The 14,061-nt window shown below is 69.9% G+C and carries 12 protein-coding genes; 9 read left to right on the forward strand and 3 right to left on the reverse strand.

The features are described 5' to 3' along the window. The first annotated feature begins 118 nt into the window (after positions 1-118). The 5 genes from ACQBAU_RS07085 to ACQBAU_RS07105 all read left to right on the forward strand — a co-directional run bounded on the left by ACQBAU_RS07085 (position 119) and on the right by ACQBAU_RS07105 (position 5,685). Positions 119-1,093, forward strand: coding sequence for an ABC transporter ATP-binding protein (locus ACQBAU_RS07085; protein WP_465255762.1), 975 nt, complete (start codon positions 119-121; stop codon positions 1,091-1,093). Position 1,094: 1 nt separating this feature from the next. Next, complete coding sequence (locus ACQBAU_RS07090; protein ID WP_465255763.1) at positions 1,095-1,967, forward strand: ABC transporter permease; 873 nt, start codon at positions 1,095-1,097, stop codon at positions 1,965-1,967. 4 nt (positions 1,968-1,971) lie between these two features. Continuing rightward, entirely contained in the window at positions 1,972-3,156 is a 1,185-nt protein-coding gene (locus tag ACQBAU_RS07095; protein WP_465255764.1) for a sensor histidine kinase, read from the forward strand. Further along, entirely contained in the window at positions 3,153-3,794 is a 642-nt protein-coding gene (locus tag ACQBAU_RS07100) for a response regulator (protein WP_465255765.1), read from the forward strand. Before ACQBAU_RS07095 ends, ACQBAU_RS07100 begins: the two co-directional genes overlap by 4 nt. Positions 3,795-3,912: 118 nt before the next feature. Continuing rightward, entirely contained in the window at positions 3,913-5,685 is a 1,773-nt protein-coding gene (locus ACQBAU_RS07105) for a proline--tRNA ligase (RefSeq protein ID WP_465255766.1), read from the forward strand. A gap of 134 nt (positions 5,686-5,819) precedes the next feature. Here ACQBAU_RS07105 and ACQBAU_RS07110 read toward each other — a convergent pair whose 3' ends face one another. Both ACQBAU_RS07110 and ygiD read right to left on the reverse strand, forming a co-directional pair. Next, on the reverse strand, positions 5,820-7,142 hold the full coding sequence (locus ACQBAU_RS07110; protein ID WP_465255767.1) for an HNH endonuclease signature motif containing protein: 1,323 nt from the start codon (positions 7,140-7,142) through the stop codon (positions 5,820-5,822). Positions 7,143-7,374: 232 nt separating this feature from the next. Beyond that, positions 7,375-8,229 carry a 4,5-DOPA-extradiol-dioxygenase gene (gene ygiD, locus ACQBAU_RS07115; protein ID WP_465255768.1) on the reverse strand — a complete coding sequence of 285 codons (855 nt, stop codon included), beginning with the start codon at positions 8,227-8,229 and terminating at the stop codon, positions 7,375-7,377. 192 nt (positions 8,230-8,421) lie between these two features. Here ygiD and ACQBAU_RS07120 point away from each other — a divergent pair, with 192 nt between their 5' ends. Next, entirely contained in the window at positions 8,422-10,533 is a 2,112-nt protein-coding gene (locus ACQBAU_RS07120; protein WP_465255769.1) for a sialate O-acetylesterase, read from the forward strand. Between the two features lie 5 nt (positions 10,534-10,538). Here the strand turns inward: ACQBAU_RS07120 and ACQBAU_RS07125 are convergent, their stop codons facing one another. After that, positions 10,539-11,516, reverse strand: a complete 978-nt coding sequence (locus ACQBAU_RS07125) for a DUF4439 domain-containing protein (RefSeq protein ID WP_465255770.1) — start codon at positions 11,514-11,516, stop codon at positions 10,539-10,541. A gap of 399 nt (positions 11,517-11,915) precedes the next feature. Here ACQBAU_RS07125 and rimP point away from each other — a divergent pair, with 399 nt between their 5' ends. From rimP to ACQBAU_RS07140, 3 genes are read left to right on the forward strand one after another with little or no spacing between them, the layout of a single operon-like run. After that, positions 11,916-12,383 carry a ribosome maturation factor RimP gene (rimP, locus tag ACQBAU_RS07130; protein ID WP_434551672.1) on the forward strand — a complete coding sequence of 156 codons (468 nt, stop codon included), beginning with the start codon at positions 11,916-11,918 and terminating at the stop codon, positions 12,381-12,383. Between the two features lie 2 nt (positions 12,384-12,385). Continuing rightward, positions 12,386-13,372, forward strand: a complete 987-nt coding sequence (gene nusA, locus ACQBAU_RS07135) for a transcription termination factor NusA (RefSeq protein ID WP_465255771.1) — start codon at positions 12,386-12,388, stop codon at positions 13,370-13,372. Then, the gene (locus tag ACQBAU_RS07140) at positions 13,369-14,019 is read left to right on the forward strand and encodes a hypothetical protein (protein ID WP_465255772.1); all 651 of its coding nucleotides are present in this window, start codon (positions 13,369-13,371) and stop codon (positions 14,017-14,019) included. The genes nusA and ACQBAU_RS07140 overlap by 4 nt, the downstream gene beginning before the upstream one ends. The last annotated feature ends 42 nt before the right edge of the window (positions 14,020-14,061 follow it).

Here is a 14,061-nt window from a genome sequence, read left to right on the forward strand (position 1 = left end):
ATCCCGCTGACGATCTGCGGGCGGTTCGGGATCCGCGAGCTGCCCATGACCGATGTCATGGGCAGGTCGTGACAGGCGACAGATCCGTCGGCGACGTCGACGGGCCACGCTGGGAGGTATGAACGCCACAACACAGCTCGTCCCGACCACCAGCGGGCCCCGGCCCGACGATCCGCCCGGCGGCCCGGCGCTCCGGGCGGTGGACGTCCACCGACACTTCGGGTCCGTGCGCGCGGTCGCCGGGGTCGACCTCACGATCGACCGCGGCGAGATCGTCGCCCTGCTCGGACCCAACGGTGCCGGCAAGACCACCTTCCTCGACATGGTGCTCGGCTTCACCCCGCCCACGTCGGGGTCGGTGGCCACCATGGGGACGGACCCGACCGAGGCGGTACGTCGCGGCCAGGTCGGCGCGGTGCTGCAGACCGGGGGACTGCTGCACGACCTGACGGTCCGGGAGACCGTCGTGATGGTGGCCGCCTGTCAGCCGAGACCCATCCCGGTGGAGGTGGCCCTGGAACGAGCCGGGGCGACCGAGATCGCCGGCCGGAAGGTGCGCAAGTGTTCCGGTGGTGAGCAGCAGCGGCTCCGGTTCGCGCTGGCCCTGCTGACCGATCCGCAGCTCCTGCTGCTGGACGAACCGACCGCCGGCATGGACGTTCGGGCGCGCAAGGACTTCTGGGACACCATGCACGCCGAGGCCGAACGTGGCCGTACCGTCGTCTTCGCCACCCACTACCTGCAGGAGGCGGCCGACTTCGCCGACCGGATCGTGCTGATGCGCGCCGGGAAGGTGATCATGGACGGCCCGGTGGCCGAGGTGACCGACACCGGACGCCGCACGATCTCCTGTGTCTGGGACGGGCCGGCCGACCCGCAGCAGGTGGCCGACCGGCTCGACCTGGTCGACGCGGTGTCCCATCACCACGGACGAGTCCGGTTCACCGTCCCCGACACCGACCGGCTTGCCGAACTGCTGCTCACCGAGCGGCTCGCCCACGACCTGACCATCTCGGCCGCGTCACTGGACGACGTGTTCCTCGACCTCACCGGCGACCCGGTCGCCGACAATCCCACCACCACGGAGGCCTGACATGATCAACTCCTCATCAACCCTGACCGTCCCCGACGCCCCCACCACGGCCGCCGGCGCCGGGACCGGTCCCGCCATCCCGCGCGGGCGGTCCCGGTCCCGTTCCCGGATCGTGCTGGCCTTCGCCGGTCACGAGTTCGCTCGCAACGTCCGGATGTTCGAGTCCACCTTCTTCCTGATCGTGCTGCCGACGGTGCTGTACCTGATGTTCGGTGCCTTGGCCGCGTTCGGTTCCGAATCGGTCGGCCACGGCAACGTGGCCACCTACAACATGATCGCGATGACCATCTACGGTGCGACGATGGCGACCAGCAGCATCGCCGGCTCGGCTGCGCTGGAACGCCAACAGGGGTGGGGTCGCCAACTGGGACTGACCGGACTGACCCGATCGGGCTACGTGGTCGGCAAGGTCGTGGTGGCGCTCGCCATGGCGTGCCTGCCGATCATCGTCGTCTTCGTCGTGGGTGCGGTGACCGGGGCCACCTTCGACGCCTGGTGGCGTTGGCCACTCACCGCGCTGCTGGCACTGGCCGGGGCGATCCCGTTCGCGCTCTACGGACTGGGAGCGGCCCTGCTGTTCCGGTCCGAGGCCGCTGTCTCGGCGTCCTCGGGGCTGTTGGTGGTGTTGGCCTTCTTCGGCAACCTGTTCATGCCGCTGTCGGGCACCCTGCTCGAGATCGCCCGCTTCACCCCGCTGTACGGCGTTGCCGGGCTGGCCCGTTGGCCGATGCTGGAGGGCACCATCATCGCGATGGACGGTTCGTCGCCGGCCAGTGACCAGCTGTGGGCCCTCGTGCTAAACGTTGTGTCATGGACCGCAGTGTTCGCCGTGATCTGCTTGGTCGCCGCCCGGCGGTCGACCCGGCGCGGTTGAGCTGATGTCGGACCAGGACCGGACGCTTCCCCGGCAGCGGCCGGATGCCGAGCACTGGCCGAACGCCTCGGTCAGGCCCGAGGAGCGACGTCCGGTCCTGGTGATGACCGGGATGTGGTTGATCTTCCTGCTCTGGCCGCTGACGTCGATCCTGTTGAACCTGAACGACCTTCCGCCGGCGAACCGGGTGCTCTTCCAGGTGCTCGGTGTCGTGGGTCTGGTCGCCTTCGTGGTCGTCTACCTGTGGAGCTTCCTCAACCCGTGGCCGGTCAAGGCGCTGCCACGGTGGTCCAACATGGTCGGGGTGACGCTGGTGCTGGCCGGGTGCATGGCACTGGTGCAACCGGCCGGTGGCGTGGCCACCTGGACCTTCCTGCCGTTCCTGCTGGCCACGTGGATCATGATGCAGCCGCTGCGGATAGGCGTGTCGGTGGCCCTGTTGATCATGGCCGTCGGACTGACGGTCGCGATCATGATCGACGGGGTCGAGCGGACCGTGTGGGTGCTCCTTCCCGCGGGCCTGTCGATGGTGCTCCTGGTGGGGACCCGATACGTCCAGAGCCGTGAGGAACGGGCAGCGCAACTGCAGCAGGAGCTGTCGCTGTCGCGGCAACGGGAGCAGTTCGGGCGGGACGTACACGATGTGCTCGGCCACTCACTGACCGTGGTCGCGGTGAAGACCGAGCTCGCCCACCGCCTGGTCGACACCGATCCCGACCGGGCCAAGGCAGAACTGTCCGACGTGTTGGCCCTGGCCCGCCAGTCGCTCGGTGAGGTCCGAGCGACCGTCGGTGGGTTGCAGGCGCCGACCCTGCCCGGGCAAATCGCTGCAGCCCAGCAGGCACTCGACGCGGCCGGGATCGCCGCCCGGCTCCCCGGGCCCGACGAGGTGGCGGGGGTCCCGGCCGGACAACAGGACCTGTTCGCCTGGTGTCTGCGTGAGGCCATCACCAATGTCGTACGGCATTCGCTGGCCGATCGGTGCATGGTCACCGTCGGTGCGGGGCGGCTGACGGTGGCCGACGACGGCATCGGGATCGGGTCGGGGGCCCGGCCCGGAGAGGTGCCGTCGGCCCATGGCCTGGCCGGGCTACGGAGCCGGGTCGCCGAGGCCGGTGGCACCATCATGATCACCGAGACCGAGCCCGGTCGCGACCGGCCGGGTACGACGCTGGAGGTGATCTTGTGAGTCAGGAGCCGACGCCTGAGGCAACGCGCCGACCCATCCGACTGCTGCTGGCCGACGACCAGGCGTTGGTCCGTGGCGCCCTCGCTGCGCTGCTCGCGATGGAGCCCGACATCGAGGTGGTTGCCGAGCTCGGCGACGGCAGCCGGGTCGCGGCAACCGTCGCCGAGCACGAGGTCGACGTGGCACTGCTCGACATCGAGATGCCCGGCCTGGACGGGATCGAGGCGACCCGGGCGATCACGGCCGGTGGCACCGGGTGTCGGTCCCTGATCGTGACGACGTTCGGTCGGCCCGGCTACCTGGCCCGGGCACTGGCTGCCGGCGCGAGCGGCTTCGTCGTCAAGGACACGCCGGCCGAGCAGCTCGCCGACGCCGTACGGCGGGTGCACGCCGGGCTGCGCGTGGTCGATCCGTCACTGGCCGAGGAGACCTTGGTGGCCGGACGGAATCCACTGACCGATCGGGAGCGTGACGTGCTGCGGGCGGCCCTCGGCGGGGCCAGTGTCCGGCAGATCGCCACCGAGTTGTTCCTGTCTCCCGGCACCGTGCGCAACCACCTGTCGGTGGCGATCGGCAAGACCCACACCAGCAACCGCACCGAGGCCGCCCTCGCCGCGCGCGACAACGGTTGGCTCTGAGGCTGCCCACCGAACCCCGGTACCCGTCCCGGGGCGGCAATCGGTACGACACCGCGGGTGACTCCTCGGTAGGGTGGGCAGGTCCAACCCAGAGGGAGAGAAGACGTTGATCACCCGGATGTCTGAGCTGTTCGTCCGTACCCTGCGCGAGGATCCGGCGGACGCGGAACTGCCGAGCCACCGCTGGCTGGTCCGTGCCGGCTACATCCGTCGCGCCGCCCCGGGTATCTACACCTGGCTGCCGCTCGGTTTGCGGGTGCTGCGCAATGTGGAGCGCATCGTCCGCGAGGAGATGGAGGCGATCGGCGCCCAGGAGGTCAGCTTCCCCGCCCTGCTGCCGCGGGAACCGTACGAGACCACGGGTCGGTGGACCGAGTACGGCGATGCGCTGTTCCGGGTGAAGGACCGCAAGGGCGGCGACTACCTGCTCGGGCCGACGCACGAGGAACTGTTCACCTTGTTGGTCAAGGACCTGTACGGCTCGTACAAGGACCTGCCGCTGGCGCTTTACCAGATCCAGAACAAGTACCGTGACGAGGCGCGGCCCAGGGCCGGCCTGCTGCGGGGCCGCGAGTTCGTGATGAAGGACTCCTACTCCTTCGACATCGACGACGCCGGCCTGCAGAAGTCGTACGACGCGCACCGCGACGCCTACATCAAGATCTTCACCCGACTCGGGCTGGAGTACGTGATCGTGCAGGCCACCTCCGGCGCGATGGGCGGTTCGGCCTCGGAGGAGTTCTTGGCGGTTGCGGAGAACGGTGAGGACACCTATGTGCGCTCGCCCGGTGGCTACACCGCCAACGTCGAGGCGGTCGTCCGCCCGCCTGCCACGGAGCAGCCGTACGACGACGTCCCGCCCGCGCACGTCGAGGACACGCCGGACTCGGCGACCATCGAGACCCTGGTGGCCCAGGCCAACGAGCTGCAGCCTCGCCAGGATCGGCCGTGGCAGGCGAGCGACACCCTGAAGAACGTGTTGTTCATGATCAGCCATCCCGACGGCCGCCGCGAAGCGCTGGCGATCGGGCTGCCCGGCGACCGCGAGGTCGACCTGAAGCGGCTCGAGGCACAGGTGGGGGAGAGCGCGGACATCGTCCCGTTCAGCGACGACGACTTCGCCGCACATCCCAAGCTGGTAAAGGGATACGTCGGTCCGCAGGTCCTCGGTTCGGGCGAGCTCGGACCGGACGAGTCACCCGCCCCGGGCAGCATCCGGTACCTGGTCGACCCCGAGGTCGTCACCGGCACCCGTTGGGTCACCGGCGCGAACGAGCCCGGCAAGCACGTCTTCGACCTGGTCTGCGGCCGCGACTTCACCCCCGACGGCACGATCGACGTCGCCGAGATCCGGGCCGGCGACCCGGCACCGGACGGTTCGGGACCGCTGGAACTGGCCCGGGGCATGGAGATGGGCCACATCTTCCAGCTGGGCCGCAAGTACGCCGAGGCGCTCGGGCTGAAGGTGCTGGACGAGAACGGCAAGCTCGTCACCGTCACCATGGGGTCGTACGGCGTCGGCGTCAGCCGAGCGGTGGCCGCGGTGGCCGAGACCACCTGTGACGACAAGGGCCTGGTGTGGCCGCGTGAGCTGGCGCCGTTCGCGGTGCAGGTCGTGGCCACCGGCAAGAGCGAGGAGGTCGCCGCGAAGGCGGCCGAGATCGCCGAAGCCCTCTCGGTCACCGGCCTCGAGGTGCTGCTCGATGACCGTAAGGCCAGTCCTGGGGTGAAGTTCGCCGACGCCGAGATCCTCGGCATGCCCACGATCGTGGTGGTCGGCAAGGGTCTGGCCGACGGTGTGGTCGAGGTCCGTGACCGGGCCTCGGGCGACCGGGAGGACATCCCGGTGACCGACGTGGTCGACCGTCTGCTGACCCTGCTCGGCGGCTGAACCGCGGGCGGTAGCGGAGTTCGGGCCTGGCCTGCCGCTGTCGTACGGCTCATCCCCGCCCCTCACCCTCACTCCGGCAGCCGGAGCACTGCTCGCCTCATGGCGCCGCCTGCTGGCCAACGGCTGATGCCGGGTCAGGCTGCACGCTGAGCGATGCGGGAGTTGAGGATCGGCTTCTGCTGGGGGTCGATGTAGGCGGGTGGGATCCACCAGGGGATCCCGTCGATCAGCCGGCAGGTCCATCGCAATCGTTCGAAGTTGTGGTGGTGATACCGGCAGAGCAGGGTCATGTTGGTGATCTTGGTTTCGCCACCGTCGAGCCAAGCGATGACATGGTGTCGTTCGCACCATTGGGGTTCGACGTGGCAGCCGGGGAAGGAGCAGCCCTGATCGCGGGCGTGCAGGGCGTGGGTGATCGCCTTGTTGGCGATGCGCTGTGTGCGGCCGAGGTCGAGGACGGCGCCATTGGCGGCCAGCCAGGCGGGGATGACGGTCGCCTCGTCGGCGAGATTCATCAAGGTGGTGGTGTGGATCGGGGTGCCGTCGGCGTAGGTGCCGTGGCCGGTCCGGTCGACCAGGTCCTGGTGGTCGATGTTCACGATGACACTGACCGGCGTGCCGCCGAAGTTGGGCAGGTCGCCGCGGAGGAAACGGTCGATGATCATCTCGAGGGCGTCATGACGGCGCTGGCCGGGGTCACGGGTGTCGGGACCTTCGGGGCCGTCCTCATGAGGTAGGGACAGCGGGTCGAGCAGGGCGTCGAGCTTGTGCCCGAGGGCGGGCGTGATCCGGCCCTCGATGCGCCAGGACCCGTCGCGCGCTTCGTACCAAGCGAGGCCGCGGTGGGCTTCGTGGTGTTCGTCATCGGGGCGAGTGCCGTCGGGGTTGATCACGTCGACGAGCTTGTTGGCGTAGCGGCGGAAGTCACGAGGGCTGAGCAGGACCGCGTGCTCGGCGAGGTCGCGCTCGGCCTGTTCGACGACGCCTGTGTCGAGTCGCGGGGTCTTCTCGACCTTGGCTAGGGCGCGCAGTGCGGTGGACATCTGCTGCGGGCTGACCAGCCCGGTCTCCTGTGCTGCGGCGAGTGCCGGGCGTTGGGTGGGGACGGTTTCGCCGGTGAAGGTCGTGTCGGGTCGGAGTTGGGTGGCGGCCGTGGTGCGTGCCTTGGCTTCGCCGTCGGCGATGCGCAGCAGGCCGGCGAGCAGTCGGGCGGTGGAGCCGAACCCTTGGCGGTCGGCGAGGTTGGTCGTGGTGCAGGCGGCGACGACCGTGTGGTCGACCAGGGCCATCCGGTTGCGTACCTGCTCGAAGCCCTGTGCCAGACCGAGGAGTTGGTCGGGGTCGAGACCCGTCAGGTCGGTCTCGGTGAGGTGCAGCATGGCCGTGAGTCCGGCCTCGAGCGCCGCCAGCGCCGTGGCGGGGGTGCCGGCGGGCTGCTCGGTGGCGTCGCTGCTCATGCACCCTACTCTAGATTAGAACATGTGTTCGTACAAGGGTTGGGTGTGGGTTGTTTCGATGAGTTTTCGTTGTGGGTAAGGGATGTCGGGCGATCAACGGTCCGCGCTTACGGGCTGCCGCTCCAAGTCTCCCAGACGCCTCTGACATGCCACCGGCAAGCACCGGGGCCCGCCCACTGCTCGGTGAGGGTGTGCAGCGCGTACGTCAGTCACGGGCCGGCGTGAGACCGCCTCAGATGTTGCTCTGCTCGATCGGCACGCCGGCAGGCAACTGGGCGGCATCGGACCCGGCCGACCCGGTGGCCGGCTTGTCCAGACCAAGGGTGTAGGCGGCCATCGAGATCGAGCCGTACGCATGCCCGTCCACCATCGGCGTCAGGGCTGAATCGCCTGCCAGGCCGGCGATGTAGAGCATCGGCAGGTAGTGATCAGGTGTCGGTACCGACTTCGCGAAGTCGGGGTGCCCATCCAGGGCGGCGATCTCGGTCGGGTCGGTGGTCAACTTCTCCTTGGCGGCCTCGTCGAACCGAAGCGCCCAGTCGAAACCGGCATCCGGCCTGTTCATGTCGGGCAGCCGGAGGTTGTGGACGATGTTGCCACTGCCGATGATCAACACCCCGCTCTCGCGGAGGGGGCGCAGCCGACGTCCCAGCTCCAGATGGCGATCCGGGCCCTTGAAGGCGTTCAGCGACAACTGCACCACGGGGATGTCGGCACCGGGGAAGGCATGCCGCAGCACCGACCAAGTGCCATGATCAATTCCCCACGAGTCGGTGTCGCAGCCCACCCAGTCGGGCTTGGCGGCGTCGGCGACCTCCTCGTACAGCTCGGGCAACCCGGGGGCCGGGTACTCGACGGCGAACAACTCGTCGGGGAAGCCGTAGAAGTCGTGGATCGTGCGCGGCTTCGGCATCCCGGTCACCGCGGTCGCGTTGGTGTACCAGTGGGCGGAGATCACCAGGATGGCGCGGGGCCGGGGGACTGCGGCGCCGAACGATCGCCAGGCGCGGGTGTAGCGGTTGTCGGCCAGGGCATTCATCGGCGTGCCGTGCCCGATGAAGGCGGCCGGCATCAGCTGGTCAGGCATCGCGCAACTCCTGTCGCCGACCGTGTCTCGGTCGCGCCACCAGCCTAGCGATGACCGAGCCTCCGTCGGTCGACCCTTGCAGGGGGCCTTGTCAGCGCAGGTGATTCAGCGGTATGAAGAAGACCCGTCTTCAACGTGGCAGAAGTCCGTCCCGGACGAGCCGCGGAGGACCCTTCACCGCGGAAGGCTGACATGTTCCCCCTCCACCGATCTCACCGCCCACGTCGGCCCGGCCTCGTAGCGGGTGTCGCAGCCACCCTGGTCGTCGGCCTGCTCGCCGGCACCCCGACCCCGACCGCCACCGCCGCTGCCGAACCGGCTCCCACCACCGCCTGCGAGGCCGAGCGGCTCGGCGAGGACATGGTGCCGCTGCGCACCCTCGACCTGCCGGTCGCCGGTCAGGGGTGGCGCAACAGCGAGCCCGACTACAGCTGGCAGGCAGCCGACCAACCCACCGTCGACCGGGTCGGCTACTGCCTCGAGCTCGGCTCCGCAGCGGGGCAGCAGTGGGCCTGGGCCGCCTTCGACGCCACCGGCAAGCAGTCCGACACCGCCCTGCCCACCACCACCGGACAGCTGACCCGGCAGCCCGCCCTGGGCCTGACCACCCGGTCCAACCAGCCGCATGTTCTGGAGGTGACCGATGGCACCGGGTGGCTCGAGATGTGGCCCAACGGGTACGGGAAGACCGCGTCACGGCAGGTGCCCGGCAGCTACGCCGGGAGTACGTTCAGCCTGGATGCGACCTACGACACCGATGACACGCCCAACAACGTGTCGTTCGGGTCGTTCCAGGTGCACGCCGTGGACCCGGCCGCAGGCAAGGCCGGCACCGTGCTGGCGGTCAACCGATGGGCCACCCGGGATGCCGCGATCGATCTCGGCATCGGGCCGTCCGCCGGGGCGAATCCCGACTGGACGTTCAGCGGGAACGCCGGGCAGTTCACCACCCGCCGCCTCACCTTCTACGGCCGGCCGGCGACGGTCGAGCTCGACCGGTCCCCGACACCTGGTCAACTCCTGGTCCGGCCTGATCATGGAGCGACCTCGGTCACGACCACCATCGCGGGCCGGGTGGTGGACCCCGCGGTGACCCGACTCGAACTGCACACCGAACGGAACGGTCGGACCCGGGTCCGACCGGTGCACCTGCGCAACGGCCGCTTCATGATCACCGAGGCCGTTCCCGTCGCGCTGGTCGAGACGAACTTCGAGCTGTGGGCGGTCACCTCGGCGGGATCGACACTGGTGAAGCGGATCCCCGGCGTGGTGGCCGGTGACGTGTACGTGGTGCACGGGCAGTCGAACGCCGAGGCGCGACGCTGGGGATCACAGACCGCCCACCACCTGGAGAATCGGTTCATCCGCTCGTACGGCACCCCGTCGCTCTACTCCGACCTGTCCACCGCCGACGACGTGTGGCATCGCGGCATCGCCGACACCGGGATGAACTCCGGCGCCGTCGGCCAGTGGGCGATCCAGTTCACCTCCCAGATCCTTGCCCAGCAAGGGATTCCGGTGGGCATCCTGCAGGGTTCCCACGGTGGGCGACCGATCTCGTGGTTCCTGCGCAACGATGATGATCATGGTGACGTCGAGACCAACTACGGGCGGTTGCTGACGCGGCTGCGCACGGCCGGACTGGACGACCGGGTGACGGCCGTGATCTGGAACCAGGGCGAGAACGACGGCAACGATGCCGCCGTGCACGTGGCCGGGGCCACCGACCTGATCACCGACCTGCGCGAGGACCTGTCGTACGGGACCCTCGAACCTCGGGTGTACGTGCAGCAGGTGCGCCGGTCGCCGTGCAACAACCCCGAGGCGGTGGAGCTGCGTGACGGCCAACGACGCCTCGGAGACACCCTCGGGGTCGGCCTGATCAGCCTCAACGGCATGGAAGGTGCCGTCGGCTGCCACTGGAACTTCCTCGGCGGCTACCGCGAGCTCGGCCGCTGGACGCACGCCCTGCTGGCCGCCGACGTGTACGGGGCACCGGCGGCCGGTACGGCGGCCCCCAACCCGGCACGCGTCCGCCGGGTCGGACCGAACCGGATCGCGATCGACCTACGTGACCGGACGGGTGTGATCGTCGAACCGGGCGCCGGCACAGCATTCCGGGTGAACGGAGAGGCCGTCGTGACCGACGTCTCCGCGTCGGGTGCCGGGACCTTGTTGCTGACCACGTCGGTGCCCGTCCAACCCGGTGACGTCCTCGACCACGTCGGCCACCCGGACGCCGGCCCCTGGGTGCGCAACCAGGACGGCATGGGCCTGCTCACCTTCCGCGAGATCGTGGGCTGAGCGGGTCAGGTCGGCCAGCCGGGCCAGATCAGCGGGGTCCCGCCGGCGATGACCGCCATGGTCGCGCCGTCGATCACGCCGTCGACCGCGGGACCGATCCCGGCGGGCCCGGCAGCAGCGAGCCACCGACCCTGGTGGGGGAGCAGTGCCCTCTCCAGTTCGCTGACCAGGGCGAGCGCGGCCGCAGCGGAGTCGACCGGCGCCAGGTCGTACCCGGGTTCGGCGGCCGGTGGGGCGATCCCGCGGGTCCGCAGCAGTCGGGCGAGTCCGTCGCGTTGGGTGCGCAGGCGACCGAGGCGTTGCGCGTACGGCTCCGACTGTTCCCCACGCAGCTCCTCCATCGCGACCTGGTAGCCGTACACGGCGGCGTGCAGTTGACGCATCAGGATGGAGGCACCCTCGGTGTCGAGCGGGATGTCCGGGACCTCGTGCGCGGGCTCGGCGACTGGTGCGGGGATCGGCGTGGTCCGGCCGACCAGGACGGCGTCCTGACTCGCCGCGGCCGCGAGTGACCCCCACAACAACGCGTCGAGGCCCGAGGCCGTGACCGCGGCAGCCCGGTGGGTGGCCGTCGCGTCGCGCAGCGACGCCTGCACCGAAGCAACGGCCTTCGCCTGGTCCGGGTCGAGGGTGATCGTCGGCGGGGCCGGGGTGGTGGTGGGCGTTGCGGAGCCGGGGGCCGGCCGTCGGGTCGGGGTCGGGCCGGACAGCACCTCGACGTGTCGATCATGGACGGTGGCCAACGTCGTCAGGTTGGCGATCGCCGCACCGGGCAACTCGTAACGACGCTCGGCGACGGCGTGACACATCGCGGCGGCGGTCACCTCGGCGGCCAGCCCCTCGGCGAGGCCAGTCAGGGTCGGCGTCGGCGTGGGGGTCGGCGTCGGTCGCGAGGTCGCCGGGAGCGGATCAACGGTCGGGCCCCCGGTGACCGAGCAGCCCGCCACCGCCAGGCCGCCGACCGCCAGCAGCGAGCCCACCATCGCGCGCCGCGTCAGCCCGGGTCCCGTACCTCCTGTTGTCACCGGGACCCCCCGATCAGCGGTGCCGCTGCGGTCGGATGCCCGACGGTCATGGCCTCTCGACGGGCTCGAGGGTCCGCTCGACCGGCGCGAGGGGTGTGGTGACGGGCTCGAGGGTCCTTTCGACGGGCTCGAGGGCCGGGGTGGGCATGGTGCGACACGGCGCCGAACCTACCTGCACGTCGTTGCCCCCGTCATGGGCACCGGATGGGTAAGCTGTGTCGACCCGGATCGGACCGGCCCCGCTGCGTACGGGCCGGACCGGGCGCACGGTGACAAGTGCAGTGACGCAGAAGTGCAGTGACACACAAGTGCAGTGACACACAAGTGCAGTGACAACTGGATCGAAGGACGGTAGCGATGGACGAGGCACGGATCGGCACCATGCTCGAGCCGCTGCTGGCCGAGTTCGGCCTGGAGCTCGAGGCGATCGAGGTCCACCCCGCCGGCAAGCGCAGGATCCTGCGCGTCGTGGTGGACGGCGACGGACCCGACGGCACCGGCCCCATGCTGGACGACATCGCGGAGGCGACCAAGACCCTGTCGTCCGCCCTCGACGACAGCCCCGTGGTCGGGCAGGCCCCGTTCACCCTCGAAGTCACCTCCCGCGGCCTGTCACGTCCGCTGACCGAGCCCAAGCACTGGCGCCGCAACCTGCGCCGGCTGGTCAAGGTCACCACCGACGAACCCGAACCCGTGACCGGCCGGATCACCGAGGTCACCGACGAGCACGCCGTGCTCGACGTGGACGGCACACCCCGCACCATCACCTGGGCCGAGGTCCACAAGGCCCTCGTCCAGGTGGAATTCAGCAAGAAGGAGAACTGAACATGGACATCGACATCTCGTTGCTGCGACAGCTGGAGAGTGAACGGGGACTCCCCTTCGACGTCTTGGTCGAGGCCATCGAGGAGGCCCTGCTCGGGGCGTACGACAAGACCCCGAACGCGGCCGAGGGCGCCAAGGTGACCCTGGACCGCAAGTCCGGTCACGTGACCGTGTCGGTGCCCGAGCTCGACGAGGAGGGCAACGTCGTCGGGGAGTACGACGACACCCCCCAAGGCTTCGGCCGGGTCGCCGCCGCGACCGCCCGCCACGTGATCACGCAGCGGATCCGCAGTGCCGAGGACGACGCCAAGTACGGCCACTTCGCCGGTGTCGAGGGCGACATCGTCTCCGGTGTCGTGCAGGCCGACCGTGACTCCCGGACGGTCCGGGTCGACCTGGGGCAGATCGAGGCGATCCTGCCGCTGGCCGAACAGGTGCCCGGTGAGGACTACGCGCACATGAAGCGGTTGCGGGTGTACGTGATCGCGGTCCGCCGCGAGGTGCGAGGCCTGCAGGTCGTCGTGTCGCGGACCCACCCGGGGCTGGTCGAGAAGTTGTTCAGGATGCACGTGCCGGAGATCGAGTCCGGTGTCGTGCAGGTCAAGGCGATCGCCCGGGAGGCCGGCCACCGCACCAAGATCGCGGTGCACTCCACCGATCCGAACGTGTCGGCGAAGGGTGCCTGCATCGGCCCGATGGGGCAACGGGTGCGGACGGTGATGGCAGAACTGAACGACGAGAAGATCGACATCATCGACTGGTCCGACGATCCGGCCGACTTCGTCGGACAGGCGCTGTCGCCGGCGAAGGTCAGCTCGGTGACGGTGGTCGACCTCGCGGCGCGGGCCGCCCGCGTCGTGGTGCCGGACTACCAGCTGTCGCTCGCGATCGGGCGTGAGGGCCAGAACGCTCGGCTGGCGGCCCGTCTCACCGGTTGGCGGATCGACATCCGACCCGACACCGAGCCCGGCGGCGCGGCGGGTTCGTGAGCGACGCCCGCCCCGGCGGACCGGGTCCTGCGGCACTCGGCAGCCCTCGGGTGGTGGCCCGGGGTGAGGGCCTGCTGGAGCTCGCGTGGCCGGGCCAGACGCAGGTGGCTCTCGCGATCCTTCTCGTGCTCGGCTGCCTCGTCGGCACCGGCGCCCTGGTGTTCCAGGCCCCGCCGCTGGCGGCGGTGATCGTGCTGGGTGTGCTCCACGTGGGGATGCTCGGTGCCGCGGCGTGGTTCTGGTTCCGTCGCGAGGTCCGCCTGCGGTTCGAATCGGCGGGGGTGCAGTTGACGAACTCGTTGGGCAGTTTCGCCGTACGGTGGGACGCCCTGGAGTCGGTCACCCTCAGTGTGCCGCAGGGCGGGCCGTACTTGGTGCTGCGCTCAGCCACCCCGTTCACCCGCTCCGGACGTCGTACCGCCCGGGTTCAGGTGCCGGAGGAGTTGGTCGCCGAGCTGGCGCCTGAGGTGGAGCTGTGGACCGGCCGGCCGCTGATGATCGAGGTTGGGCGCCGGCTGGTTCCGTTCCGGCCTGACGACGACCGGCCCGTCCGATACTGGGGGCACGGGCAGATCCGCGATGACGGGTCGTCCTCGGATCGGCTGCCCCGCGGCGACGGTGAGTCGTCGGGACCCTCCGATGGCTGAGCCGGTCCGTACGTGCGTGGGTTGCCGACGCCGGGCGGAGCG

Origin of the sequence: Carbonicoccus niuqiaonis, assembly GCF_050157065.1 — a bacterium.
Lineage (GTDB): Bacteria > Actinomycetota > Actinomycetes > Propionibacteriales > Propionibacteriaceae > Avipropionibacterium.